Source organism: Sporofaciens sp. St.21A7 (assembly GCF_059728535.1).
In genome coordinates, this window is sequence record NZ_BAAGFN010000001.1 from 3982480 (window position 1) to 4005230 (window position 22751).

The window sequence follows — 22751 nt, forward strand, 5'->3', positions numbered from 1 at the left end:
CATCCCCATCCTATGGCAGAATATAAGAAAAGAGCAAACTAAATAACAACATTTCTGTCGTAATGATTCGCTCTCCCATCTCAATCCGTTTATGAAACTGATATCACTATACCATATTGCTGCCAGTAAATCAATCCCAGTATCACAAACAACTCAACAATATTTTTTATCGTCCTACCCATACCTGCTCTCCTTCCATCTGTATCCCATATTCCTCCTGCAGCTTTTGGAACTCTTCATTCTCCAAAATCCCCGGCGTCTGACGGATATATTCTTGTATGGCCTGCCCGCACTGGTCACGCTCTAGAGATGTATCCTGACACATCAGCCGGATATGCATGACTGCAAGCCTTTCCGCCCCGCCAAGTTCCCCGATTCCCCGGACACAAGTCTCTGCCGCCTTCTCCTTCTGCCCGCGTTCTTCATATAGTATGGCAATCTTCTCATAAGCCCAAGCCATATATTCTGAAATCTCTTCCGCCTCTTCCCCTCTGCCGTCTGCCTGCTCTATATACGGCCTGCCAAGACGCAGGATGGCTTTGGCCGCCTGTTCCGTATCAAGCAATGCATAGCCTTTCATCAGACAACGACAATACTGCCCGGTAGTATCTTGAAAAGCCTCGTCTTCCAACCGAAGCAGGCTTGCTTCTAATGTCTCCGGCTCCTTTACTCCCTGGAAAAGCGCTTCTGCTATCTCCTTCAAATCCCTTGCCGGAATATACTCCTCAATCTTGTCCAGATAATACAGGCTCTTCTCATAGTCCTCCAAATCCAGAATGTACGCTAACGCAACCTCCATATATGCCTCGCCGCTGTCTCCAGCCAATAATTTCGTCCGAAAGCCCGTCTCCCCTTCCTGCAATCCATAATCCTGTAAACTGACGCCCTCCGGTCCGCTGACATCCTCCCATCCCCCAAAAGTCCCGGTTTCCTGAAGTTTCCACGCTGCCCCAAGGATGGCAGCCGCCCCTAAAGCCATAAGGAGGCGTTTCCGAAATGTAGGCGAATATTCTGTTTTTTTCTTATATTGTGGGATATTCCTTCGGATATCTGCCGCACTTTGATAAGATGATTTTGATTGATAATTCAGACATTTTGAAATGATTCTGAGAAACCGCCTTTCCTCCCGCCCGTTAAGCGGAGGGTTCGGCGCAGATGCGGCAAGGAGATACTGAAACGTCTTCCCAAGCCCATAGATGTCAATCTCTGCATTTCCTCTCTGGTAGTAGGCTTCTTCTTTGGGAAGGAAATTCTCCCTGACAACGCGCCTCTGCATGAACCTAAGCCTTTTTTCATTGGAACCTGCTTCTAAATCCAGAAAATATAGCTTCCTCTCGTCCGTAACCACTATGCTGTAGGGGTTCACATACTGATAATAGGGCTTTTTCCGGCATTTATGTATCATGCCAAGCTGATTTGCCGCCTCCCTCATCAGGGAAAAAAGCTGCTCTTTCGTAATATCCGGACAGGCTTTTAACCATCCCGCAAGTATTCTGCCTTCCACATACTCGGAACTGATATAGCAAGTCTGCCCATGTTCAATCAGACGCAATACGTCAAACCCTTCTCTTCCTGTCACATACACCACCTCTTTTTCAATTTTAATCACTTGATATCTTTATCTTTGGAATAGGCACGTGAAAACTTAGGATGAACTGAAATCGTAATTCTTTAAGAATATTAGAATAATTCTATACTACTTGATTTTCCGCAAAATTGCAAGTACATTTTGGAAATTAAAGGAGCGTCGGTTAAAATATGAAAATAATGTGTGATACGAAAAACCGCCGCACATATCCCGTGCAGCGGTCTTTTTACTACTCTACATTCCCTTTTTTCTGTCTATAGCTCAGCTCTCTCGGCGTATACAGATGTCTCGGGATACCGTCTACCATGACTGGTGAAACATCGCCCTGAATCAGCGGCCTTACATAGGAAATGAACTCGCTGGTCACGTATGTTCCTTCCTCGTTCACCCACTCTCTCGGAACAAGCTTCTCATCGTTGGCAATCTTATGGACATCCTTCACTTCCGTCCCGCACTGATACGGATCGTCAGACAATCTCTGCAGTACCACCATCTTACCGGTATCTCCCTCGTCAGCCGCCTTCACAGCCGCACCGCCGACCTGATAAGCCTCCAGAATATCTACACGGGACGCCGCATGTGACGCAGAACGCTGCAGCGTGCTAAGCTCGATTGCACGGGTCTTGCATCCAAGCTCTCCGGCGATAAAGCTTGCCAGATAAGACGCCGTTCCTGACAACTGCTTGTGTCCGAACGCATCCACGAAGTCAATATTATTGCCAAGCTCACATACATAAGTGCCATCCTCGGTACGGATTCCTTCTGATACCGCGACCACGATAGATGTCTTCTTCTCTAACAGATCTTTTACCCTTCTGCCAAAAGCCTGCAGATCGAACTTCGTCTCCGGCAGATAAATCAAATCCGGGCCTTCGCAGTCCTCACCTTCGGACAATGCTGCCGAACCGGTCAGCCATCCTGCGTTACGTCCCATAATCTCTACAATCGTAACAATTCCGTTCTCCGTCTCCAGACAGAAACTATCACGGATAATCTCCTTCATAGAAGTACCGATATACTTCGCAGCGCTTCCATATCCAGGCGTATGGTCAGTCAGCGCAAGGTCGTTATCAATCGTCTTCGGGCATCCGATAAATCTGGTGGAAAATCCCGTAATGATTGCATAATCAGACAGCTTCTTAATCGTATCCATGGAGTCATTCCCGCCGATATAGATAAACGCCTCAATATCCAGCTTCTCCAGAATCTCGAAAATCTTGTCATAAACCTCGCGGTTCTCATGAATCTCCGGAAGTTTATAACGGCAAGAACCTAAAAATGCCGCCGGAGTCCTCTTCAAAAGCTCCACATCCAGTTCTGTCTTGATATGGTCAGCCAGGTCAATATAATTCTCCTCCAACAATCCCTGTACGCCGTGAAGCATACCGTATACCTTCTGCGCCCCACGATCCTTTGCAGTACGGTAAACGCCCGCAAGACTTGAGTTAATCGCCGCTGTCGGTCCCCCAGACTGCCCTACAATAACATTTCTCTTCATAGTCCCATATTCCTTTCTCTCTTATAAATTCTGACGATATTACCATCTTAATATATTCTGATGTAATTGTCCACAAAAAATCTAAGCTAAAATTGCCAAAGCCGCATTACTGCTGCTCTTTAACCGCATTCTGCGCAAAAATATACCCTTTCATACATCCATTGCCCGTAACCTCGGCTACCTCGCCGTCTTCCATCTCGACTTCCATCTCGCACTGGTTGCGGCAGACTTCACATGCAATCTTTCTCTTCTCCATCCACGGACTCCTCCTTTCAGGAAGTGTATAAATCAGGCTTCATCATCCCCGATACATCAAGCCCCATATCGTCATTGTACGATAAAAGTCCTTACAGAGAAACTGCAAGGACTTTTAGCGTGGGCGAGAGGATTCGAACCCCCGACCTTCTGGTCCGTAGCCAGACGCTCTATCCAGCTGAGCTACGCCCACATATTAACAATCTGTTTACAACGATATTTATTATATATCAGTTGTCCCAGATTGTCAATAGGCTTTTCGCATTTATTTTACAGCGTGTCTATAAATCTCAGGAATGCATGACGCCCTTCCTCCGTACACTTATAGACGCCTGCGTCCTCCAGCACATGGGTAAATGTAATGCCGATTTCTTCTTTCAGCACATCCATCACATTCTCCCTATTGATGCCGTCATACTTAGGCAGGAATGCTTCCGCCCAATCCGCATGCTTTTCAATCTTCTCATTGCTTCGGATATCCTTGCCATCCACCAGATAATCTGCCAGAATCTCCATCTCTTCCTTCAGCCTTGCAGGCAGCACCGCAAGCCCCATGACCTCAATCAGTCCGATATTCTCTTTCTTGATGTTATGGTACTGGGCATGAGGATGATAAACCCCCAGCGGATGCTCTTCTGTCGTGATATTATTCCTAAGCGTCAGGTCAAGCTCGTATGTATCTCCTACTTTCCTTGCAATCGGCGTAATCGTATTGTGGGGTTCCCCGTCCGTCTCTGCGAAAATAAATGCGTCCTCGTCCGTATATCCCCTCCAGGCGCCCAGAACATGGTCTGCAAGATCTATCAGCCGCTTCTCATCCTGATTCCTAATTCGCAGCACAGACAGCGGCCATTTCACGATTCCTGCCTCCACGTCCTCGTATCCCGGAATCGTCACAGACTTCTCAATAGGCGCCTTCGCCATGGCAAACGTATAGTTTCCGCCCTGGAAATGGTCATGGCTTAAAATAGAGCCTCCCACAATTGGAAGATCCGCATTGGATCCAAGGAAGTAATGCGGGAACTGCTTAATAAAATCAAACAGCTTGATAAACGCCGCCCGGTCTATCTTCATCGGGACATGCTGCCCGTTAAATACGATACAGTGTTCATTATAGTACACATACGGAGAATACTGGAATCCCCATTTGCTGTCGTTAATCGTGACAGGGATAATCCGGTGGTTCTCCCTCGCCGGATGGTTCAGGCGTCCGGCGTATCCTTCGTTCTCCATGCACAAAAGACACTTAGGGTAACTACTCGCCTTGGCATGTTTCGCCGCCGCGATTGCTTTAGGGTCCTTCTCCGGCTTTGACAGGTTGATGGTAATATCAATCTCGCCGTAAGGGGAATCCACTTTCCATTTCATATCTTTTTTTACGCGGTAACGGCGGATATAGTCGCTGTCCTGGCTCAGTTTGTAATAGTAATCCGTCGCCTCCTTAGGGGACGCCTTATATTTTTCCGCAAATGCCGCCTGTACCTGTGCCGGCCTTGGGACAAGGCAGTTCATTAACTTCGTGTCAAATAAATCCCTGTATCCGATGCTGTCCTCGATAATGCCGCGCTTTACCGCTTCATCTAGAAGCTCCTTTAACACAGATTCCAACTCGATCTCGTCCGTGTCTAACGCAGCATCTTCATAGTCGTCTTCATGGAACATTTCCAGCAGGAGATTCGTCGTATAGATTCGCTCCTCCTCAGGGGTTAAGCCAGTCTGAATGCCGTATTCTACTAATTTTTTGATATTTTCACTTAACATTTTCTCTTCTCCTTATGCTGCCAAAATCTAAATTACACTTGCGCCGTCCCCGATATCTACAACATAGAACTCCGCGTCATGCCCTACCTTCTCTCTGTATGCCTTCCCAATCTCGCTGACAAATGTATCCACAGCGTCATTCTTCACGATGCTGACGGTACAGCCGCCAAAACCGCCGCCCGTGATACGGGAGCCAAGCACACCCGGCATCGCCTGGGCAAGATCCACAAGGATGTCAATCTCTTCACAGGAAACCTCATAGTCATACCGCAGGGATTCATGGGATGCGTTCATCAGCTTTCCGAACAGCTCTACATCCTGGTTCTTCAAAGCCTCAACGGCGCGGATCGTCCTCTGGTTCTCATAGACGGCATGTTTTGCCCGTCTCTGCCGAACAGCATCCTTAATTGCGTCCTTATGCTCCTCGTACGCTTCCTCTGACAATTCTCCAAGGGAAGAAATATTTGTCACGGCCTTTAGCTCTTTCAGAGCCGTCTCACATTCATTTCTCCGGTCATTATACGCAGAGTCCACCAAACTGTGCTTTACCTTGCTGTTGGTAATTACAATCTTCGCGTCTTCAAGCGCTACCGGCGCATACTCATAATGAAGCGTATTGGTATCCAGGAAAATGGCGTGGTCCTTCTTGCCCATTGCGCTGGCAAACTGATCCATAATCCCGCAGTTGCAGCCATTGAAATTATTCTCCGAATCCTGGCCGATCAGCGCGATATCCACCATGGACACATTATCAAACCCAAAAGTATCCTTCAATATGATTCCTGTCAGCACCTCTAGGGACGCGGAAGAAGACAGTCCGGAACCGTTGGGGATATTTCCGTAAATCAGGATATCCAGGCCGTGCGCCAGCTTATATCCCCGTTTCTCGAACGCCCACATCACGCCTTTGGGATAATTCGTCCAATTCGCCTTCGGGTCCGGAACCAGCTCGTCAAGGGTCGTCTCAATGACACCCAGCTTGTCAAAATTCGCAGAGTAGAACCTGAGTTTCCTGTCCTCTCTGTTCCTTACGATTCCATATGTCCCTAATGTCAACGCACAGGGAAATACATGCCCCCCGTTATAATCTGTGTGCTCTCCGATCAGATTCACACGCCCCGGCGCAAAGTAAGCCCTGATTTCACCTTCCCCTTTGTATAGATCTTGGAACTGCTGAATTAATTTCTCCTTCATCATCGTATCCTCCGTTTTGTTATTTACCAATCCGTAGTGCAGACGGATTGCATATCTGCCCTATTTGTTTTATAATTATAATGAGATTTGCCAAGGGATACAATAAGAATATTTGATAATATTATCAATATATTGAGGAAATGAGGTTTTGCTATGAAGCTGCAAACAGAAAAAGACCAGAAAGAAATCAAAAAACACGGGAACTATGAATTTCCGGTCCACGTAAGCCTCGAGAAGATTCAGGCATACGAACAGAATTCATTTCCCTGGCACTGGCATCCGGAAATCGAGTTTACATGGGTCATGTCCGGGCAAATCGAATATTTTGTGAACAATGAGAAGAACCTGCTTTCTCAGGGGGAAGGCTTGTTCTGCAACAGCAACGCCCTCCATTCCGGCTATATGGTAGAGCAGAAGGACTGTAACTATCTGTCCGTCACCTTCCATCCCAGATTCATTTACGGGTACGAGAATAGCCTGCTCCAGACGAAATATGTGGATTTTATCACTGCGAACGAGAGCTGGCATTCCTTAAAACTCCAAAAAGACGTGGAATGGCATCAGAATGTGATTGGACAGCTCCAAAAGATTTACCGGATGTCGCAGAATCCGCCGGCGGACTATGAATTGCAGGTGCATCTAATCCTCGCCGGCATCTGGCAGAACCTATACCGATATTACAGTTCCCTTCCCGTCAGCGAGCAACAGCCCCAGAAGCATCTGGCAAGACTGAAAGAAATCCTTTCCTATATTCAAGCTCATTATACACAGGAGTTGACATTAGATGAAATCTCGGAGCATGTGAACATCTGCAAAAGCGAATGCTGCCGTTTTTTTAAGAAATATATGAAAATGACAATCTTTGACTATATCCTGTTCCTGCGGGTGCAGAATAGCCTTGCGCTTCTGCGGGAGGGGGAGAGCGTTACGAAGACTTCCGTCATGACAGGATTCTCCACCCCCGCGTATTACGGGCAGATATTTAAGCGGTACATGGGATGCTCCCCCAGCCGTTACCGGAAGGAGCATATGCGTATCCCCTCTTAAATGCTTTTAATAATTGTCAATGTATTCTCCCTGGCAAAAGAGAGAGGATAATCCTCTCTCTAATATTCATCGCTCTGTTATCATTAATCTATTTAATAGATCTATACATCACTCAAATCAATCTCTATCTTTTCGACCGATATTTCCTCCAGATACTCCACAAGTTGATCCTGAAATGACTCGTCGTTTAATTTTTCCTGTATCTCCATATATGCCTCGTCTGTCTCGGCGCGGAAATAGTAAATCGTAATTTTCGACACATTGTACTGCTCTGCCGAAAATGTCCACACTTTATCAATGATGTGCCTGCCGTCCGCATCCAGCATGACGCTCTGGAGTTCTTCATAACTCCCAATCTCCCGGCTGTCGTCATGGACGGCGTCCACATATACCTCTGTAGGCGTCATAGTCACTGATTTGATGATCTCGCCGTTCGGCGCGCTTTTATTGACCTCAACCACTTTCATCTGTGACCGGTCAACCGTCACGTCCGTCTTGAATTCCCATGTTCCTGCCTTGGAATAATACTGATTCCGTATCCCGCTCACTTTTAATTTCCACTGAAATGTATCCGGAACCGTATATCTTGCTATCGGGCTGACCCAAAAAGGAATATAGATTGCCCCGACGAAGGTATGCTCATCCACATATTCTCCCCTCATCTCAACAGGCGTCCATTCCCATTCATCCTCACTGCCAGAAGGCGTCATAAAATCAAAATCCTGCTCCACGTCAAGCTCCATTCGATATCCGATGTCATCCCCATATAGGATGTTGGATTCTTTGACTTTGTCCGGGAACGGCTCTTTCGTCTCAATTACTGCGGAAACCTGCATCGCCCTTGGGTCGCAGTAGATTTCCGACAATGTGATTGTAACGCCTTGGGATTCGCTGACATTTCCTTCCGTTACCGGTTCCGCTACCTCGTCAAAATCCCCTGGGAACATCATCTCATCCTGAACCTTCTCGAAAATATGGCCAATCAAGGGCAGCTTCGCCGCAAGCGCCGGATTGGTAAAACAGACTCCTGCTGCAAACAGAATGGCTGCCGCCGCCATCCCCCTGAACAAATGATTCCGTTGCCGCCTTTTCTTATACTGGATTTTTATATCATAGAGATTCTGTGCGACTACCTGATTCAGTTTCTCTGTCGGGACGCTGATATCGTCAAATTTAATTTGCATATAGATAATCCTCCTTCAATATTCGTTTTAATTCCTCTCTCGCGCGGCTTAAATATGCTTTTACCGAACCTTCCGGCGCGTCCATGGCAAATGCGATTTCTTTTATCGTGAACTCGCTGAAATATTTCAGATAGATGACCGTGCGATATTTTTCGGACAACTGCCCGATGGCAGAATTTAAATCGCATTTTTCTTCCAACGATACTCCCGTATACCGCTGCGAAATCACTACATTGTCCAATTCACTGTAATAGACCACTTTCTTCTGCTCGTTTAACGCCGTGCGGATAAGAATCCTGGTAAGCCAAGTCTTAAAATACTCCGGTTCCTTCAATGTGCGTATGCTTTGGTATGCGCTCAGTATTGCAGAACCCACCACGTCCAGGGCGGCTTCCTCATTGCGTACATATAAATACGCCATTTTATACAAATACTCCTGATGCTCTGCAATCAATGTACCATATGCGTCCGGATTTCCCTTTACTGCTTTTTTCACAAGCCGTATCTGTTCCTCTGCACTCATTACACTTCTCCTTTATTTACTTTTCTCAAAAAGACGTCTTTTTCCGTACATCTATTAGTGGGGAAAATTTCAGAAAAAGTTACAAAAAATCCACTGTACCGGATAAAAACCGATACGGTGGATTCCTATGTGCCACTTGTGTTTTTGAATCTTCATCGTCCATCCTCCCATATGCCGTTAATTATCTCTTGTACTTATCTATGTGTTCATTATGCGGCAGGCGATTCTTGACATCCCCAATGAACTGCTGGAATCTGCCCGGATTGACGGAGCTTCCAACCGAAGGATTCTGTGGTCTGTCATTCTGCCTCTGGTGATGCGCACACTGCCATGAAGGCACAGTATGATGTGGATGTGGGACTTTCGATGGCATGTGCGGTGATACGTTTATGCCGCCGTTTCTGTTCTATTTGCTGCTCCAGTAAAAATTCGAGGCGGGGGTCGCGCTGAATGGGTTGAAGGGATGATATGGAGAAGTAAGACACCGTGAGGGCGTGCGGTCTCTCACTTCTTATTCTGTAAGATACGGGCAGCTCCTCTAAGAAACCCAGTCTTTAAATCCTCTTCTGAAAAATGCTTTTTACATTCTGTAAGATCATCTGTACTTTTTCAATGCTCGAATTACATACTGCTGCAATTTCCTCGACAGATTTTCCCTGTGCATGCAAATTCAATACATTGCATACTAAATGAATACCGGCATTCTCTCCTATCTCTTCTCCAATCTTCTGCCCCTGCCTTAGCGCACTGCTCATCTGTGTATTATAATCTTTCAACGCCTTATCCCGTTCTTCATATTCCAATCGTCTCCGTTCATCCGCACTTAATCGCTGCAACGCTTCATATGCTTCTCCAAAATATACGCTTGTTTCTGCCATCCGCTCAAACTCCTCCCTGCTTTTTCCTTTCAAGAAACGCATCCAATCCACAATGTCCTCCCCTGTCCGCACTTCCTCCGGCAACTTCCTAAGTTCCAGAATCTGAATCTCCATCTTATCATTATAAAGCTCACTACTCTCATCATCTCTAAAATGCAGGGTACGGTAACACTTCTCATCCTCTGGGAAGCGTACAAAATCCAAAATACTGACATGGATACATTTCCCTAATTTTTCATAAGAATCCCCGTATTCTAACTGCCGGAAAACATCCTGCTGAGATAAAACAGCGCCCTCTCATCCCAGAACTCAAAATATCTCACCTGCATCTCCAGATTGATATGTGTCCCATCTTTTAATTTTACCAGAACATCCAAAATTCCCAGTTTATCCTGGGCATTCTCTCTGCGCAGATGTGTAGGAACAAGCATTGTCTCACCAATCAGGTCCGGCGGAACCCGCATAACAGCCGCACAGAATCCTTTCCGTACAACAGGATTTTCCATTAATCCGGCAAAACATACATCAACGGTCGGGGACATAATAAAATCTGTCTGTGTCTGCATTCCATTTTGTGTCTTATTCATAAAAAGTCTCCTTTCATCTGCAGAATACTCGGATTCTCTTAGGAAGACTTTTACTGTATAGATTCATCATATCATGAAACATACACATAGAGAAGCAGGATTTCAAAAGAAATCATTGATGTCTGATAACAAAATCTTCAATATTAAGAATCTCATAATCTGCATACTTAAAATAATGATTGAGTAATCCGGCGAACTGCCGGATAGAAAATAAAAGGTGAACACCTTTTAAGATTCTTATGTAAGAAGTATACCATATAAAAAGGCAGGACGCAATGGACTTTCACGATTCCTGCCAGAATCTTTTCAGACTTCGTCTGTCTGTTCCCTATCTTTCTATATTCTCCGGGCAATCTCACGGTTCACACGGTTGCGCAGGGTAATCAAGTACATATCTGACTTAGGATACCTCTTAAACGTCAGCGGCTCCGAAAGTTCGCCCTCCACCAAATCCATCACATACTCCTTGCCAGCCAGAGATTCCAGCAGGCGAAGCGCCCTCAAATCCGTCAGCGCCTCATAATGAACCATCATACGGATAGATTCTTCCGGATGCCCATCGCTTCCCGGATAGACCAGGAACGGGTCGCCCGACGGGAATGCATTGCCCGAGTCCGTCACTTCATAGGGGTTGATATGTTCGATGGAGAACTGGCTGTTGTAGAAATTATATCCCCAATGCAGGATTCCGATAATGTCATACTTAAACAACTGTACCCCGTAAATCCGGTTCCTTGCAGACGGCATGGACATAAACCGGTTGCTCACTTCATAAAACTGCCCGGTGCAGTAATAAGTCCACATCTCTGTAAGCCCGTGCCCCAGGAACTCTTCTATCTCGTTATTCCCAGGAATCGGCTTGTCAATCAGCCCATGGCGGTAGAACTCATAGCTTGACAGCGCGTCAAAAGTATGGAAACCATAAAGCAGGTCCCCAAGCGACTCTTTCGCGGCTTTAAAACTCTCCAGATGCGCTTCCCGCGGCTCGTCGGAGATATGGAAGTATGTTACTTCTGCAATCTCCCACTCCCGCAGCTTGTTGGTGAGCTTAGGCAGGAAACATTGCAGGAATTTTGTGTACTCGCCCACAGCTGGCGTATGCCACCCGAAAATCTTCTCTTCCTTCCCATCTACCATTGCCACAACCTTAGGCGCATATTTCGCTCCCCACTGGGAGAAGAGGTGGGACATCTCAAAATATTCAATCCCGCAGTCTTTACACAAATCTATCCAGCGTTTTAACTTGTCAAACCCGAACCGGTACTCTTCGTCTTTTACTTCCACCTCAATCAGCTGGGTCGTCGTCCGCTCAAGTCCCACAGCAGTATCCAACGGCAATGTGAACAGCGGGACAAGCATCATGTTGCAGCCTCTCTGCACATATTCATGAAAATAATTTTCCAGAAGTTTCCAGTGTTCCTCCGAAAATACCTCCACATGGTAATAGTCTGCAAGACAGTCCACGTGAAGCCACTCCGTGTGCATGATTCCAAGTTTCGGAAGGGTAACGCCGATTACCGACAGCTTCATGACAGATGAACACACGTTTTCTCCTTCCTTTTGTAACTGAATTTCAATCTCATAATCTCCGGCTTCGATTTCTTCCGTCACATCCACATCAATCCAAAGGCTCCTCTACTGATGGGAACATACGATAGCCTTTCCGTCTTTTAAGTCCCGCAGAAGATCCGGGTACAGCCCGGAAGTGGTTTTCAGATAGTTATCATCCACAATCCCGTTGGTCGCCCGTCCCACCGGGACCTGTTCCACAGTCCTTACGCGAATCCATTTTTCAATCGGAGACACGACCTTAACGTCCAGGCGCTCCCGCATAAAATAATCTCCTGTGTATGCCGCCTGAAAAGATACCGTCTCTCCCCACAAGGCGCTGAGTTTCAGGCATTCCGGCTGGTATACCGGAGTCTCGTCCTGAAACACCTTGACCAGAGAACTTAATAATTTCATCTCATACTTAACTTCTTTCTGTTTAAACATATGCATCTTACCTCCGTATCCTCTGCGCTATTGACATTTTAACCATAATCTTCCCCGTTGTTAAATTGATAATATAAATATATGGAATTAACCTATCGAATATATCTATACATTACTGAGACGTCTTTTTCCATACATCTGTTAGTGTGAGAAAATTCTCAAAAGGTTACAAAAAATCCCGCGCCGATTCCAAGATCACGTCCGGCGAGCACATACGCTTTCGCCCTTTGCCTAAGGGATGTATCCTCCGGATACTGCCGCTTATCTTCAAGTACATCTCCGAAAATCCTCTGTTCCGCCTGCGGATACGCATAGCTGACCTCTGTCACCTCGAAGAGATTCTGGAAACGAATGATATTGCTTGATTCCGGCAGTATCTCTTTCAGGTGCGGGGACAACAGCCAGGAGTCACAGACGAACACCCCATATTCCCCACCGAAGAATGCTCTCGCCTCTGCGAAAGACTTTTGGCACTCCTCATATACTAACGGCTCCCCTGCAGGAATATGTACGCTTAACGCCTTCGTTCCCGCAGGAATATGCTGATTCTTCCCCTTCCTATCCTTCTCGGTACGAATTGGCTCAAACTGTAATCTTCCAAGCCGGAACAGTTCCATCTTCACGGACTGCCCAAGCCACATAAGTTCTTCCAGACCGTAGACGCCGTGCTTCCGGTAACATTCGCCGCACCAGATTGTAATATCATAAAAGGTCTGGTCAAATATCTTGTCTGCATACCCTTTCTTTTGGTATTCTTCATAGGTATCCATTGCCAGTTTCAGATAAAATTCCAACGCCCATGAGAAACGTGCGTCCATTTTCTCCCATTCGCCGATAAAGCGCCGGCTATCCTGATACAACTTCTCCTTCCAGACGCCATATTCATTCTCGTCTATCCGCTCTTTACGTACCAGCCCGCGTGCTTCTTCGGGTAAATGAATCCGTTCCATTATTTCTTCTATCTTCATCTCATTCTTTCTCCTTTGGGGGACAAACTATGTTTCCCTCCATACACTCAAAATGTTACTCGCAAATCCCCTGTCTCTATTCTATAATTTTAAACGTATGATAGCCATCCATTTTTCAGGAAAACCCATAATATTCATTATCTTCTCATTCGGACGATATTTTTTGAAGCAACGTATCAGTTCATAATAAAAATTATGAAAATCTTCTTTATCTAAAAGATATTTTAAAATAATCACCTCAGAGAAAATGTCTGTCTTCCCCTTCTGATAACGTCCTTTTTCCCGTGATATCTCTATCTTTTTATGAAGCAACGTATCTGTAATACTATCTTTTGTAACATAATTATAAAAACGCTCTCCATGAGCACAGACATTTCGATGTTTTGTCATAACAGATAAGAAAGAGTGCATATCTTTCCGTCCAACATCATGATAACTACAACACATTTTAATGGGCACATTTGCTTTTAGCAGATCAAACATATGCGAAAGCTGTCCAAGCGTCAATACTTGAATCATAATCCACAACGGCACGTTTTTGTGCTGATTTTTGTAATGTGTTATAAACGTATAGTCACTTCTATGTGTAATATTGTAAGAAAGAATATTTATCATCCTCCGTACATCGCACTGTGTTGATTTTGTCACCATATAATGCTCCATCGATAAATATTCTTTTTGATCTTCTCCATATGCTTCCGTAAAATAATATGCTAATGAAGATTTTATACCATGCTCGGCGATGAGTATATATTTCAAAAATATACTTCTCAATTCATTGTCAAATAAATAGAGCCTATATATGTCTTCAAAAGTAGTACCATCTTTAAATTTTCCGGTAGTTGGATTTTTAAAAATAGATTTATAACCAGAAATCAGAGAAAAATAGCCCGTCTTCGCTAGAATACGTCTTGCATAACTTATATCATCGATTATCAGATTTTTATCTTTTTGTAAGATTTCTAACAAATCTTCATATGATTTAAAGGTCTTTGACGTTCCGATTCCCTCCTGTCCTATCCATATTACACCAAGGATTGCATTATCAAAATATAACGAAAGGCTCCCTCAGGAGCCTTCCGGACTGAGGGCTTCACAAGTTTCCCCAGTACGATCACTAAGCTTATTTTACAATGACTTTTTACAGAAGTCAAGCAAAATGAAGCTTATACTCAGTATATGCTATTTTAGCGGCAGTATTCCCTGACCGCCTCCATCATCCAGTCAATCTGCACAGGTTTCGCTGTTTCCGGCACATCGCACCCGGTGGCCAACCCATACCCTTTCTCTGCCTTTTGTCCAATCTCAATACATCTTAGCGCCTCCCTATGGATTTCCTCCCTGCTGCCATTCATCACCACTTCCACGGGATCTATATTTCCCGCAATCGGAATCTGATTCCCCAGTTCCTCAACGGCACGCCCAAGGTCGATGATGTTGTCAAGGCTCAGCTCATTTAACTTATGTTTCTGGCAATTATCAGCTCCATGCAGGTGTTCGATATCGTGTATACCATGACCGGCGGCGGACCTTTCATGTCAACGACTACCATGGTCATGTATGCTTATCAGCTCACCTTTAAGGGTGGCAAAGAATTCTCTTAGGAAGACTTTTACTGTATAGATTCATCATATCATGAAACATACACATAGAGAAGCAGGATTTCAAAAGAAATCATTGATGTCTGATAACAAAATCTTCAATATTAAGAATCTCATAATCTGCATACTTAAAATAATGATTGAATAATCCGGCGAACTGTCGGATAGAAAATAGAAGGTGAACACCTTTTAAGATTCTTATGTAAGAAGTATACCATATAAAAAGGCAAGACGCAATGGACTTTCGCGATTCCTGCCAAAATCTTTTCAGACTTCGTCTGTCTGTTCCCTGCTCATCACCAGACAGTACACAGTCCCTTGCGGCGTGCCAAGCCAAACCTCCGCCGTCTCCCGGCATGCCGGTTCCCATCTCCTCTATTACCTCACATCCCTATACAGCTCTGCAATCTTCTCAATATCCACGCCTCTTCTGTACATCGCGCGCAGACGGTTCATTTTCCACATTACCCGAAGCCTTCCGCCTCTGGCGAACCGCCTGTCAGAAGTATAGATCCGCTTCCCGGCAATCCCGAGCCTGACCCCCATCTCTTTGAGCGTAAGGGAAAACTGGTAATCTTCCATGATGGGCAGATCCGGAAACCCGCCTATCTCAAAGAATAGTTTCCGCCGGATAAAGATTCCCTGATCCCCGAACATGATCTTCCGGTCCTTAATTCTTTGATTGGAAATGAGCTGGCAGCATTTCATCCAGATATTTTTAGAATGAAACGCAATCCCAAAACACCCTGCACGGTATTGCTCCATGACCGCCTCAATCTGCTCTATGGCATCTGCCGGAAGTTCGCTGTCGCAATGGAGAAAGAACAACACATCCCCACTGCTCTTATTTGCACCGAGGTTCATCTGCCTTGCCCGCCCCTTCGCTCCTTGAAGCACCGTATATCCTTCCGGTATCATTTGCAATGTCCTGTCCGTACTCCCGCCGTCCACGAAAAGAATCTCCGCTTTTTCTTTCACCGGCTCAAGAGACCCAAGCAGTTTTCGGATTGTCGTTTCTTCGTTATAGATTGGAATAATAATTGAAACCTTCATCTACAATAATTTTCTCCTTGCACGATTCATGAATGGCTGTATCCCAAGAGGCACCTTTTCCTCAATCCCCAAAATCAACGGCAGGATATGGTGCGCATCTTCCATGCCCTTTCTCCTGAAATTACTGATACAGGAAGCACAATAAGTATACAGCTCATCGCCGTAATCCTTCGCCGACTCCGCCATTTCCCGTGAAAGCTCAGGTTCCTTCACGCCTGCGCAGCCACCCAGCCCACAGCACTGAACCTTCCAAAACGGCTCCGTTACCTCCCCTTCCAAAAACTGGCAGACATCCTGGAACATTTCCTTCTGATCTCTGTCCGGACATGGATAGTAAATGGGAATCCTGTCTTTTTTCACAGGCTTTCCTTCGCCCAGTTCTCTGAGCTTCTGATAGACTGTCACCATCAAAACCTCAAGCCTGTCCTTAAAAAAATGGTAACAGTTGGGACACAGCACGATCAACTCCTCCACTCCCTGTTCTTTCAGACGGGCGGCAATCCGGTCAAGGCCATCTTCCGAATCTTCCCTAAGCCCAAGCTCATAGACCGGTTTCCCGCAGCAGTCATAGACTGTCCCTATCCCATGCTTTTTCATGAGACGTTCCAGATATTTCGTGGTCTTGGGATAAAATGCGGTAAAATTACATCCCGGGAAAAAAACAGACTTTTTCCATCCCTTCCGGTAATTGGCGAATTTATAGGGGCTTTTCTCCCACAAAAGACCTTGATAGGAAGCTCTGTCCTCACGCATCTGCCGCATAAGGACTGCCATACGCGCGCCGTCAATATCCTTAGGGCATACCGCCTTACACCTGCCGCACAGGAAGCAGGAATATGCAAGCTCGGGCCGTTTCGCAAACCCTTCCAGATCGATCCCATACTTCTCAAGAAAACGGCAGCTCCTTGTACATGCCCCGCAGTGGATACAGCGGTCAGCCCCATACCATGCCATCAGATCTTCCTTTGTATCAATATCTCTCAATGTCTGCCCGACGCAGACACGAAGCCCTGCCTTTTCAAGCTGGCAGAGAGTATCCTCAAATACGGTATTCGTGCCATAATGAGGCACGTTCCAGATATCGTCCCTGGCGCTTTTCAGTCCAATCAGATAATAACCGCCGTCTTCCGTGGGGTTCACTACGGCGTCGTATTCCTCAAGCTCCCGGAAGGACTGTCGGAAAATATCGGCCGTTATCTGGGGAATATCCGTCCCAGTAAGCAGCACACGCTCATATCCCAGCGCAAAAACTTCCGCAAAGGCCTGTGACATCCGCTCCCCCAGTCCTTCCCCCTTCTGGGGATAAAAACCCTTAGAGCCTTTGGTCAACTTCGCAAGCGTTCCAATACACGCCCCGTCATTCTTTCTCGCCCCAGACGGGCACACTGCCTCCGGCAAAGCGTAATACACCAGAAGATCCGCATCCACGCCCTGGCATGCCCGTGCAGCGCTTCGGATGAACTCGCTGTGCAGCGCCGCACAATCCTCCCCTGATAAAAATGGCATCAGCCTTGTCTTTGTCTGTCCAGCCACAGGGACTCTTGTAAATAAAATGATTGCCTGTTTCATCTAATTTCCTTTTGTTTCCTCCTTTACATTCCCAAGAAACTTTCTCTGGATCAGAATCCCGGCTGCCGTCACCAGTACTGAAAGGATTCCGGCAGTCAGGAAGTATTTCCACTTGTCCCCTTCTGCCGTAAGCCCCGCCGAACCAATGGTAAAAAAGGACACTCCTGGCAGCATGAAGATAAACGTGAATATGGAATATTTCCAGAATCCGATATCCGTGATCCCATAGGCAAAATTTTGCAGATTATAGGGAAAGAGCGGAACCATCCTCGTGATCATAAGTACGATCATGTCGCTCTTCCCGTCCTCTGAGAACAAAAGCCGCTTCAACAGCCTGTTCTTTTCAAGCATAGGCTTTACGGATTCCTTGAGAAAGAACCTTCCCACAAGGAACGCGAACATGGCGCCAAGGGTCGTAGCGGTCAGGCACGCAAAGATACCCATGAACGGCCCGAAAAGTATGCCTGCCGCAACGGCAAAGGTAATTCCCGGAAGCGCAAGCACGACGCAGCCGATGATGGTAAGGACAATATAGATGCACAGCGCCCACAGGAAGTGCTCTTCCACCGTTTCCTTCAGGAACATCAGATTATCCGCATCCGACAGATAGTCTGACCAGCCGAAGTAATGGTTCAACACCAGTATCAGTACGATAATGAATGCAAACGTTATGATTTTGATATATTTCTTCATGGCTCATTGACCTTACAGAGCTTCATCGCAGTAAAAGTCTTTGCCAACTGCACCACATTTGCCAGACCGATCAACGGCAGCATCAGATAATAGGCGCGGACTCGCTCCTGTGAAAAATATAGCGTAAACCCAAGATAACCTGCCGCAAGCACAATCGTCACGATTACCATTGGAAGAACGATTTTCTGGTATGCCTTCCTGTTCCTTCCATACAGGAGCAAAACCAGGACTGCCAGCGCAAGCACTGCCGCCACGGCCACGTAGCGCAGCATCTCGATCGGCAGCGCTTCTTTTACTTTTGAAATCTTGAACACGATCCAGCGGTTCATCCCCAGCTTACGTTTCGCAAAATACTGGACGATATATGCTCCCGCCAGCAATGCGGCTATCAATAGATCTGAGATGATATATAGTACTTTTTTCATAGATTCTCCATACCTCAATAAAAATTACGAAAGGGACTGCCGCATTAAGCATAAAATATACAATATATGACAGCCATATCTTGTAATTATCTTGCTTAGTACAACAGCCCCCGACATAATACTGTTCTGTCCGATTATTCTGCAGCCGCTTTATCCGTCGGCAGCTCCTTTACCGTCGTATGCTCACAGTCGTCGCTTGCCGGATCTCCTACCTGTACCGGATAGTCGGACTTCATCTGCCACTCATACCAACCGCCGTCATAAACGGAAATATCATCATACCCATTTTCATAAAGCACTAAAAACGGAACCGTTGCCCGCCAGCCTGTGCCGCAGTAGAAGGAAAGATGGTTGTCCAGGGTAAAGTCACAGTCTTCCCATACTTTCTTAAATCCCTCTAAATCCTTGACAACTCCGTCTGCGTCTGTAAAATCAGCCACGTCGAACGCAGTCTGCGCGCCTTTGCCCCACACAGCGCCTTCCGGCTCGCCGCCCCGCTCAATGTAGTTATAGCCGCTTGTCTTTCCGAGCCACTCATCCTCGCTCCGAATACTTACCAGTTTAAAGTTGTCATCATTTTCAAGCCTGTCTTTTGCATCCTCAATGGATACCCAGAATTCCGGATGGGCCGGAACCGTTGTGCCGAAGCTATCTGCTTTCGTTCCTTCATTCACATCCGTTTCCAGGTCATAGCCGGCCTTCTCCCATGCCTTCAGGCCGCCATTCAAGATCTTGACATCCTCAACGCCTGCCCAGAGATAAGCGTATGCCACACGGCCTACACCAGAAACATCCTCACCATACAAGATGACCTTAGTATCCTTGGTAATGCCGTGGGAAAGCATATAAGACTCAACTTCTTCCGGCGTAAGAAGATTATAGGGCTTCTCTTCCGTTCCTTCTGCATCCTCCACTTCCGTATCTCCCACGAGGATTGCCCCCGGGACATGTCCTTTCTTATAAGACTCGCTGTCATCCAGCACGCCTGTATATGTGACCTCTGCAATCACGGCGTCCTCATAGCCCGCCTGGTTTCCGTCAATGACGCTTTTCACCCACTCCGGCGTAACATACACGGTCCGCTGCTCCACAGGTTCTACGTCTGCGGTATCGTCTGATGTATCATCCGCTGCATCGGTATCCTCTTTCTGCTCATCCGCGGTATTCTCCGGAGCTTTCTCTGCGTCGTCCGGATTGGAACTGCATCCCACAGCAAGAGCCGCTGCTACTGTCACACTTAATAATACGCTTAATAGTTTCTTTTTCATAATGGAATACTCTCCTTCACTCATAAAAATGATTCTTCTTTTTTCTTTTGTCGTTCCACATAAAGCTGTCTGAAAAGTACAATCAACGCTGACAAAGCAAAAAGTATCATCAACGCCGTCACAAGCATCTGCGCCCCTCCGGTCAGCATACCGCCTACATAAGAATAAATAATCGTTGCCGGGAGCTGCCCGATTCCTGTCGCGACAAAAAAGCTCCAGAAGGACATGGACGTAAGTCCCGCCGCATAGCTTACGATGTCAAAGGAAATGAACGGGAGCAGCCTTGCAATCAAAATGCTCAACCTCCCGTGCTTCTCAAAGAAAACGTCAATCTGTTTTAACCCTGCCTTGCTGGTAATCTTCTCCACCACGTCGCGGCCTAAAATCCGCGCAATGAAAAAGCAGACCGTCGCCCCTGCCATTGCGCTGGACCATGAAAGAATCGCTCCCTGCCACCATCCGAAAAGGTTCGCATTGGCAAATGTCAGCAAAAATGCCGGGAGAGGCGCTGCGATAGACTGTAAGATCATCAGTGCGAATGACACTGCCGCCGCATAACCGCCGTAAGATTCCACAAAGTTTCGTACCACGGTAAAATCACCGCTGGCAAACATCCGGGCAATCTCATTGTATAAGTCATGCACGGATGGGATCCACATGTATGCAAGTATTGCCGCGGCGAACAGCAATACGATGATTGCTTTCCCTATCCAGCTCTTTTTTTTCTGCTCTGTTATTCACAACTTCTTCATAAGATATTTCCCCTCTTTCTGTAAATAAATACATATAGAATTTTTGCTTTTTTATATTATCATGGGAAAATATACGCGTCTAATTGAAAAAAAATATATGTTAATTCAATTATAGATTTTATTAATATATAAAAGAAAAAATGGGGCAGTCCGTGATGCCGAAATAGAAACATCTCCCAACTGCCCCATCTTTTTCTAAAAAATTACATCGCCTGTCTCTTCACCGTATCCAACGCCTTTGCCACAGGCGGTATGGATATAATCGCCAGCGTTATGATCCCTTCTGCCCCGAGGTAACTTCCTTGGTACAGGGAAGAATACACCCATGGATTCATTCCTTCCGGCGCATATGCGGCGAAAAAGAACACGCCGGACAGCGTTGAGCACAGGAATCTACCCAACACGCCTACAACATAACCTATTTGCAGCCCATATTTCCTGCCGCTGAAAAATCCCGACAATCCCAATGCACCGAAAGCAAGGGGATAATCAAAAAGTACCTGTGGAATGGACATCATATAGGGGTCTGCAATAAATTGCAGGAAGCCATATCCGACCCCGGTGAGGATTCCGTAACCGGCTCCGAACCAATTACCAATCAGGCAAATAAACAGCATGGATAATAGCGTGACCGAACCGCCCATTGGCATCTCCCATACCTTTATGTAGGAAGTGACCATTGCAAGTGCGATTCCCATTGCAGAAAAAACGAGCTTTTTGACGGCAGAAGACGCACTCCTGCCTGTGACAGAATTAGTTTGTGACATTATGAAATTCTCCTTTCCTTACGCCGGCATTACCCGGATCAAGTTTGAAGGGTTCGTATGCTCTGCATACATCTCAGCCATTCTAAGCACCCCTATGCAACATATTTAGAATACGTCCATAATCGGAAAAAGTCAAGCAAAAAATGAAGTCTCTAGCTTCTTCAGAAATCCATCCTCTAAATAGGCTTCTATTTTGCGGAAGGTTCCTTCGTTCCAAATCAAGCGATCCGGATTCTGGTATTGTATCCATGCCATGGCACACCATGTGATTCCTCTGAGGCAGGTAAGCGGAATAAACAGTTTCAGGCGTTCTTCGATTCCCTGTACGTCATACCTGCCTTCTACAGAATCTTTGTACTGCCGGATAAAATGGTCCATCTCCTCCCCTCCAAGAATCACGTCCGTCTTCCAGAAGGTCGTCGTCGGGGCAAGGAAATGCCCCAAGTCCTGCACCGGGTCGCCATACAGCGGCTTCTCCCAGTCAACCAGATAGTTTTCCTTCCCCTTACCATTGATCAAAAAATTCCCGGAATTCAGCTCCGTATTGATACAGCACCGATATCCGCCAGATACGGAAACTTGATTCAACATCCGCTGCCCGCTCTTTAGCATCCGCCCTATCATCTGTTTTTTTGACATATCTCCAAGAGGGGAATGATAGTAAGTCTCTGCCATCTCGTTACATTCGTCCAGAATCGCCTGCAGCGGGTTCTCTGGCATAATAAGCCCTGCATCCTCTGACACCGGAACACTGTGAATGTCCGCAAGGCACTGCGCCGCACATTCCATTTCCTGACGGTAGTCGAGAGCATGCCCTTCGAGGAACTCCATCACCATGACGCCATATTCCACTTTCTCCCTGCTTCCGTCTACATAGACGGCACGGGGAGTCCTGCCTGAATTTTCCAATAGCTTCAACGCATGGTATTCATATTCGATTTGATTCTCTAAATGCATCTGACTGCCTGTATTCACCCTGAGAATCAATTTTTTCTCTGACAAGGGATGCACGAACACATAATTAATATTATATTCTCCCTGTGCCAACAGACGGCATTCCAGTTTTTCCCGGCGGGGAATGCCCAATTTTTCTTTCACTTCTTCTGAGTTAATGTATTCCCTTAACCCTGTAATTCTGTCCATAT

Annotated in this window: 20 protein-coding genes, 1 tRNA gene, 3 pseudogenes and 1 riboswitch; of the genes and pseudogenes, 3 read left to right on the top strand and 21 right to left on the bottom strand. The window is 46.2% G+C overall.

Annotated elements, in window-relative coordinates:
• Nucleotides 1-166: 166 nt before the first annotated feature.
• From AC6I3O_RS19690 to AC6I3O_RS19715, 6 genes are all read right to left on the bottom strand, one after another.
• Nucleotides 167-1579, bottom strand: coding sequence for a hypothetical protein (locus AC6I3O_RS19690; protein ID WP_497852327.1), 1413 nt, complete (start codon nt 1577-1579; stop codon nt 167-169).
• A gap of 238 nt (nt 1580-1817) precedes the next feature.
• On the bottom strand, nt 1818-3086 hold the full coding sequence (locus AC6I3O_RS19695) for a 6-phosphofructokinase (protein ID WP_497852328.1): 1269 nt from the start codon (nt 3084-3086) through the stop codon (nt 1818-1820).
• A gap of 106 nt (nt 3087-3192) precedes the next feature.
• Complete coding sequence (locus AC6I3O_RS19700) at nt 3193-3342, bottom strand: hypothetical protein (protein ID WP_497852329.1); 150 nt, start codon at nt 3340-3342, stop codon at nt 3193-3195.
• Between the two features lie 118 nt (nt 3343-3460).
• Nucleotides 3461-3534 (bottom strand) — tRNA-Arg (locus AC6I3O_RS19705).
• Between the two features lie 77 nt (nt 3535-3611).
• Nucleotides 3612-5102: a UDP-glucose--hexose-1-phosphate uridylyltransferase gene (galT, locus tag AC6I3O_RS19710; RefSeq protein WP_497852330.1), complete on the bottom strand. Its 1491-nt coding sequence runs from the start codon at nt 5100-5102 to the stop codon at nt 3612-3614.
• A 27-nt stretch (nt 5103-5129) separates the two neighbouring features.
• A complete protein-coding gene (locus AC6I3O_RS19715; RefSeq protein ID WP_497852331.1) occupies nt 5130-6296 on the bottom strand; it encodes a galactokinase in 1167 nt (388 codons plus the stop codon).
• Between the two features lie 153 nt (nt 6297-6449).
• On the opposite strand from AC6I3O_RS19715, the gene AC6I3O_RS19720 reads away from it, so the two are divergent.
• The gene (locus tag AC6I3O_RS19720) at nt 6450-7343 is read left to right on the top strand and encodes an AraC family transcriptional regulator (protein WP_497852332.1); all 894 of its coding nucleotides are present in this window, start codon (nt 6450-6452) and stop codon (nt 7341-7343) included.
• A 101-nt stretch (nt 7344-7444) separates the two neighbouring features.
• On the opposite strand, the gene AC6I3O_RS19725 is transcribed toward AC6I3O_RS19720, so the two are convergent.
• Entirely contained in the window at nt 7445-8527 is a 1083-nt protein-coding gene (locus AC6I3O_RS19725) for a DUF4179 domain-containing protein (protein ID WP_497852333.1), read from the bottom strand.
• On the bottom strand, nt 8517-9050 hold the full coding sequence (locus AC6I3O_RS19730) for a sigma-70 family RNA polymerase sigma factor (protein WP_497852334.1): 534 nt from the start codon (nt 9048-9050) through the stop codon (nt 8517-8519). The genes AC6I3O_RS19725 and AC6I3O_RS19730 overlap by 11 nt, the downstream gene beginning before the upstream one ends.
• Nucleotides 9051-9261: 211 nt before the next feature.
• Between AC6I3O_RS19730 and AC6I3O_RS19735 the strand changes: the two genes are divergently transcribed.
• Nucleotides 9262-9384, top strand: coding sequence for an ABC transporter permease subunit (locus AC6I3O_RS19735; protein ID WP_497852335.1), 123 nt, complete (start codon nt 9262-9264; stop codon nt 9382-9384).
• A gap of 220 nt (nt 9385-9604) precedes the next feature.
• Here AC6I3O_RS19735 and AC6I3O_RS19740 read toward each other — a convergent pair.
• The 5 genes and pseudogenes from AC6I3O_RS19740 to AC6I3O_RS19760 form a co-directional block, all read right to left on the bottom strand.
• Nucleotides 9605-10515, bottom strand: a pseudogene (locus tag AC6I3O_RS19740) (Rpn family recombination-promoting nuclease/putative transposase).
• 336 nt (nt 10516-10851) lie between these two features.
• Nucleotides 10852-12510 (bottom strand): annotated as a pseudogene (locus tag AC6I3O_RS19745) (DUF4091 domain-containing protein).
• A 158-nt stretch (nt 12511-12668) separates the two neighbouring features.
• On the bottom strand, nt 12669-13478 hold the full coding sequence (locus AC6I3O_RS19750; RefSeq protein WP_497852336.1) for an acyltransferase domain-containing protein: 810 nt from the start codon (nt 13476-13478) through the stop codon (nt 12669-12671).
• Nucleotides 13479-13559: 81 nt separating this feature from the next.
• Entirely contained in the window at nt 13560-14447 is an 888-nt protein-coding gene (locus tag AC6I3O_RS19755; RefSeq protein WP_497852337.1) for an Abi family protein, read from the bottom strand.
• Nucleotides 14448-14665: 218 nt separating this feature from the next.
• Nucleotides 14666-14989, bottom strand: coding sequence for a uroporphyrinogen decarboxylase family protein (locus AC6I3O_RS19760; RefSeq protein WP_497853533.1), 324 nt, complete (start codon nt 14987-14989; stop codon nt 14666-14668).
• On the opposite strand from AC6I3O_RS19760, the gene AC6I3O_RS19765 reads away from it, so the two are divergent.
• Nucleotides 14942-15082 carry a hypothetical protein gene (locus AC6I3O_RS19765; RefSeq protein ID WP_497852338.1) on the top strand — a complete coding sequence of 47 codons (141 nt, stop codon included), beginning with the start codon at nt 14942-14944 and terminating at the stop codon, nt 15080-15082. The genes AC6I3O_RS19760 and AC6I3O_RS19765 overlap by 48 nt on opposite strands.
• A gap of 375 nt (nt 15083-15457) precedes the next feature.
• On the opposite strand, the pseudogene AC6I3O_RS19770 reads toward AC6I3O_RS19765, so the two are convergent.
• From AC6I3O_RS19770 to AC6I3O_RS19805, 8 genes and pseudogenes are all read right to left on the bottom strand, one after another.
• Nucleotides 15458-16129, bottom strand: a pseudogene (locus tag AC6I3O_RS19770) (TIGR04283 family arsenosugar biosynthesis glycosyltransferase); the annotation flags it as partial.
• 3 nt (nt 16130-16132) lie between these two features.
• Nucleotides 16133-17701 (bottom strand): TIGR04282 family arsenosugar biosynthesis glycosyltransferase, encoded by a 1569-nt coding sequence (locus AC6I3O_RS19775; RefSeq protein ID WP_497852339.1) that lies wholly within the window; start codon nt 17699-17701, stop codon nt 16133-16135.
• Nucleotides 17702-18394, bottom strand: coding sequence for a TVP38/TMEM64 family protein (locus AC6I3O_RS19780; protein ID WP_497852340.1), 693 nt, complete (start codon nt 18392-18394; stop codon nt 17702-17704). It lies immediately after the preceding gene.
• Nucleotides 18391-18819 (bottom strand): hypothetical protein, encoded by a 429-nt coding sequence (locus tag AC6I3O_RS19785; protein ID WP_497852341.1) that lies wholly within the window; start codon nt 18817-18819, stop codon nt 18391-18393. Before AC6I3O_RS19785 ends, AC6I3O_RS19780 begins: the two co-directional genes overlap by 4 nt.
• A gap of 134 nt (nt 18820-18953) precedes the next feature.
• A complete protein-coding gene (locus tag AC6I3O_RS19790; RefSeq protein WP_497852342.1) occupies nt 18954-20087 on the bottom strand; it encodes a sulfurtransferase in 1134 nt (377 codons plus the stop codon).
• A gap of 20 nt (nt 20088-20107) precedes the next feature.
• On the bottom strand, nt 20108-20758 hold the full coding sequence (locus AC6I3O_RS19795) for a TVP38/TMEM64 family protein (protein WP_497853535.1): 651 nt from the start codon (nt 20756-20758) through the stop codon (nt 20108-20110).
• Between the two features lie 284 nt (nt 20759-21042).
• A complete protein-coding gene (locus tag AC6I3O_RS19800) occupies nt 21043-21606 on the bottom strand; it encodes an energy-coupled thiamine transporter ThiT (protein WP_497852343.1) in 564 nt (187 codons plus the stop codon).
• Nucleotides 21605-21710, bottom strand: a riboswitch (TPP riboswitch). Its footprint overlaps the gene before it by 2 nt.
• A gap of 28 nt (nt 21711-21738) precedes the next feature.
• The gene (locus tag AC6I3O_RS19805) at nt 21739-22749 is read right to left on the bottom strand and encodes an aminoglycoside phosphotransferase family protein (RefSeq protein WP_497852344.1); all 1011 of its coding nucleotides are present in this window, start codon (nt 22747-22749) and stop codon (nt 21739-21741) included.
• Nucleotides 22750-22751: the final 2 nt, after the last annotated feature.

Bases quoted from the DNA above. Each gene is read 5' to 3' on its own strand.
- AC6I3O_RS19695 (WP_497852328.1), bottom strand. From the start codon at position 3,086: ATGAAGAGAAATGTTATTGTAGGGCAGTCTGGGGGACCGACAGCGGCG.
- AC6I3O_RS19700 (WP_497852329.1), bottom strand. From the start codon at position 3,342: ATGGAGAAGAGAAAGATTGCATGTGAAGTCTGCCGCAACCAGTGCGAG.
- galT (WP_497852330.1), bottom strand. From the start codon at position 5,102: ATGTTAAGTGAAAATATCAAAAAATTAGTAGAATACGGCATTCAGACT.
- AC6I3O_RS19715 (WP_497852331.1), bottom strand. From the start codon at position 6,296: ATGAAGGAGAAATTAATTCAGCAGTTCCAAGATCTATACAAAGGGGAA.
- AC6I3O_RS19720 (WP_497852332.1), top strand. From the start codon at position 6,450: ATGAAGCTGCAAACAGAAAAAGACCAGAAAGAAATCAAAAAACACGGG.
- AC6I3O_RS19725 (WP_497852333.1), bottom strand. From the start codon at position 8,527: ATGCAAATTAAATTTGACGATATCAGCGTCCCGACAGAGAAACTGAAT.
- AC6I3O_RS19730 (WP_497852334.1), bottom strand. From the start codon at position 9,050: ATGAGTGCAGAGGAACAGATACGGCTTGTGAAAAAAGCAGTAAAGGGA.
- AC6I3O_RS19735 (WP_497852335.1), top strand. From the start codon at position 9,262: ATGCGGCAGGCGATTCTTGACATCCCCAATGAACTGCTGGAATCTGCC.
- AC6I3O_RS19750 (WP_497852336.1), bottom strand. From the start codon at position 13,478: ATGAAGATAGAAGAAATAATGGAACGGATTCATTTACCCGAAGAAGCA.
- AC6I3O_RS19765 (WP_497852338.1), top strand. From the start codon at position 14,942: ATGTTTCTGGCAATTATCAGCTCCATGCAGGTGTTCGATATCGTGTAT.
- AC6I3O_RS19775 (WP_497852339.1), bottom strand. From the start codon at position 17,701: ATGAAACAGGCAATCATTTTATTTACAAGAGTCCCTGTGGCTGGACAG.
- AC6I3O_RS19780 (WP_497852340.1), bottom strand. From the start codon at position 18,394: ATGAAGAAATATATCAAAATCATAACGTTTGCATTCATTATCGTACTG.
- AC6I3O_RS19785 (WP_497852341.1), bottom strand. From the start codon at position 18,819: ATGAAAAAAGTACTATATATCATCTCAGATCTATTGATAGCCGCATTG.
- AC6I3O_RS19790 (WP_497852342.1), bottom strand. From the start codon at position 20,087: ATGAAAAAGAAACTATTAAGCGTATTATTAAGTGTGACAGTAGCAGCG.
- AC6I3O_RS19800 (WP_497852343.1), bottom strand. From the start codon at position 21,606: ATGTCACAAACTAATTCTGTCACAGGCAGGAGTGCGTCTTCTGCCGTC.
- AC6I3O_RS19805 (WP_497852344.1), bottom strand. From the start codon at position 22,749: ATGGACAGAATTACAGGGTTAAGGGAATACATTAACTCAGAAGAAGTG.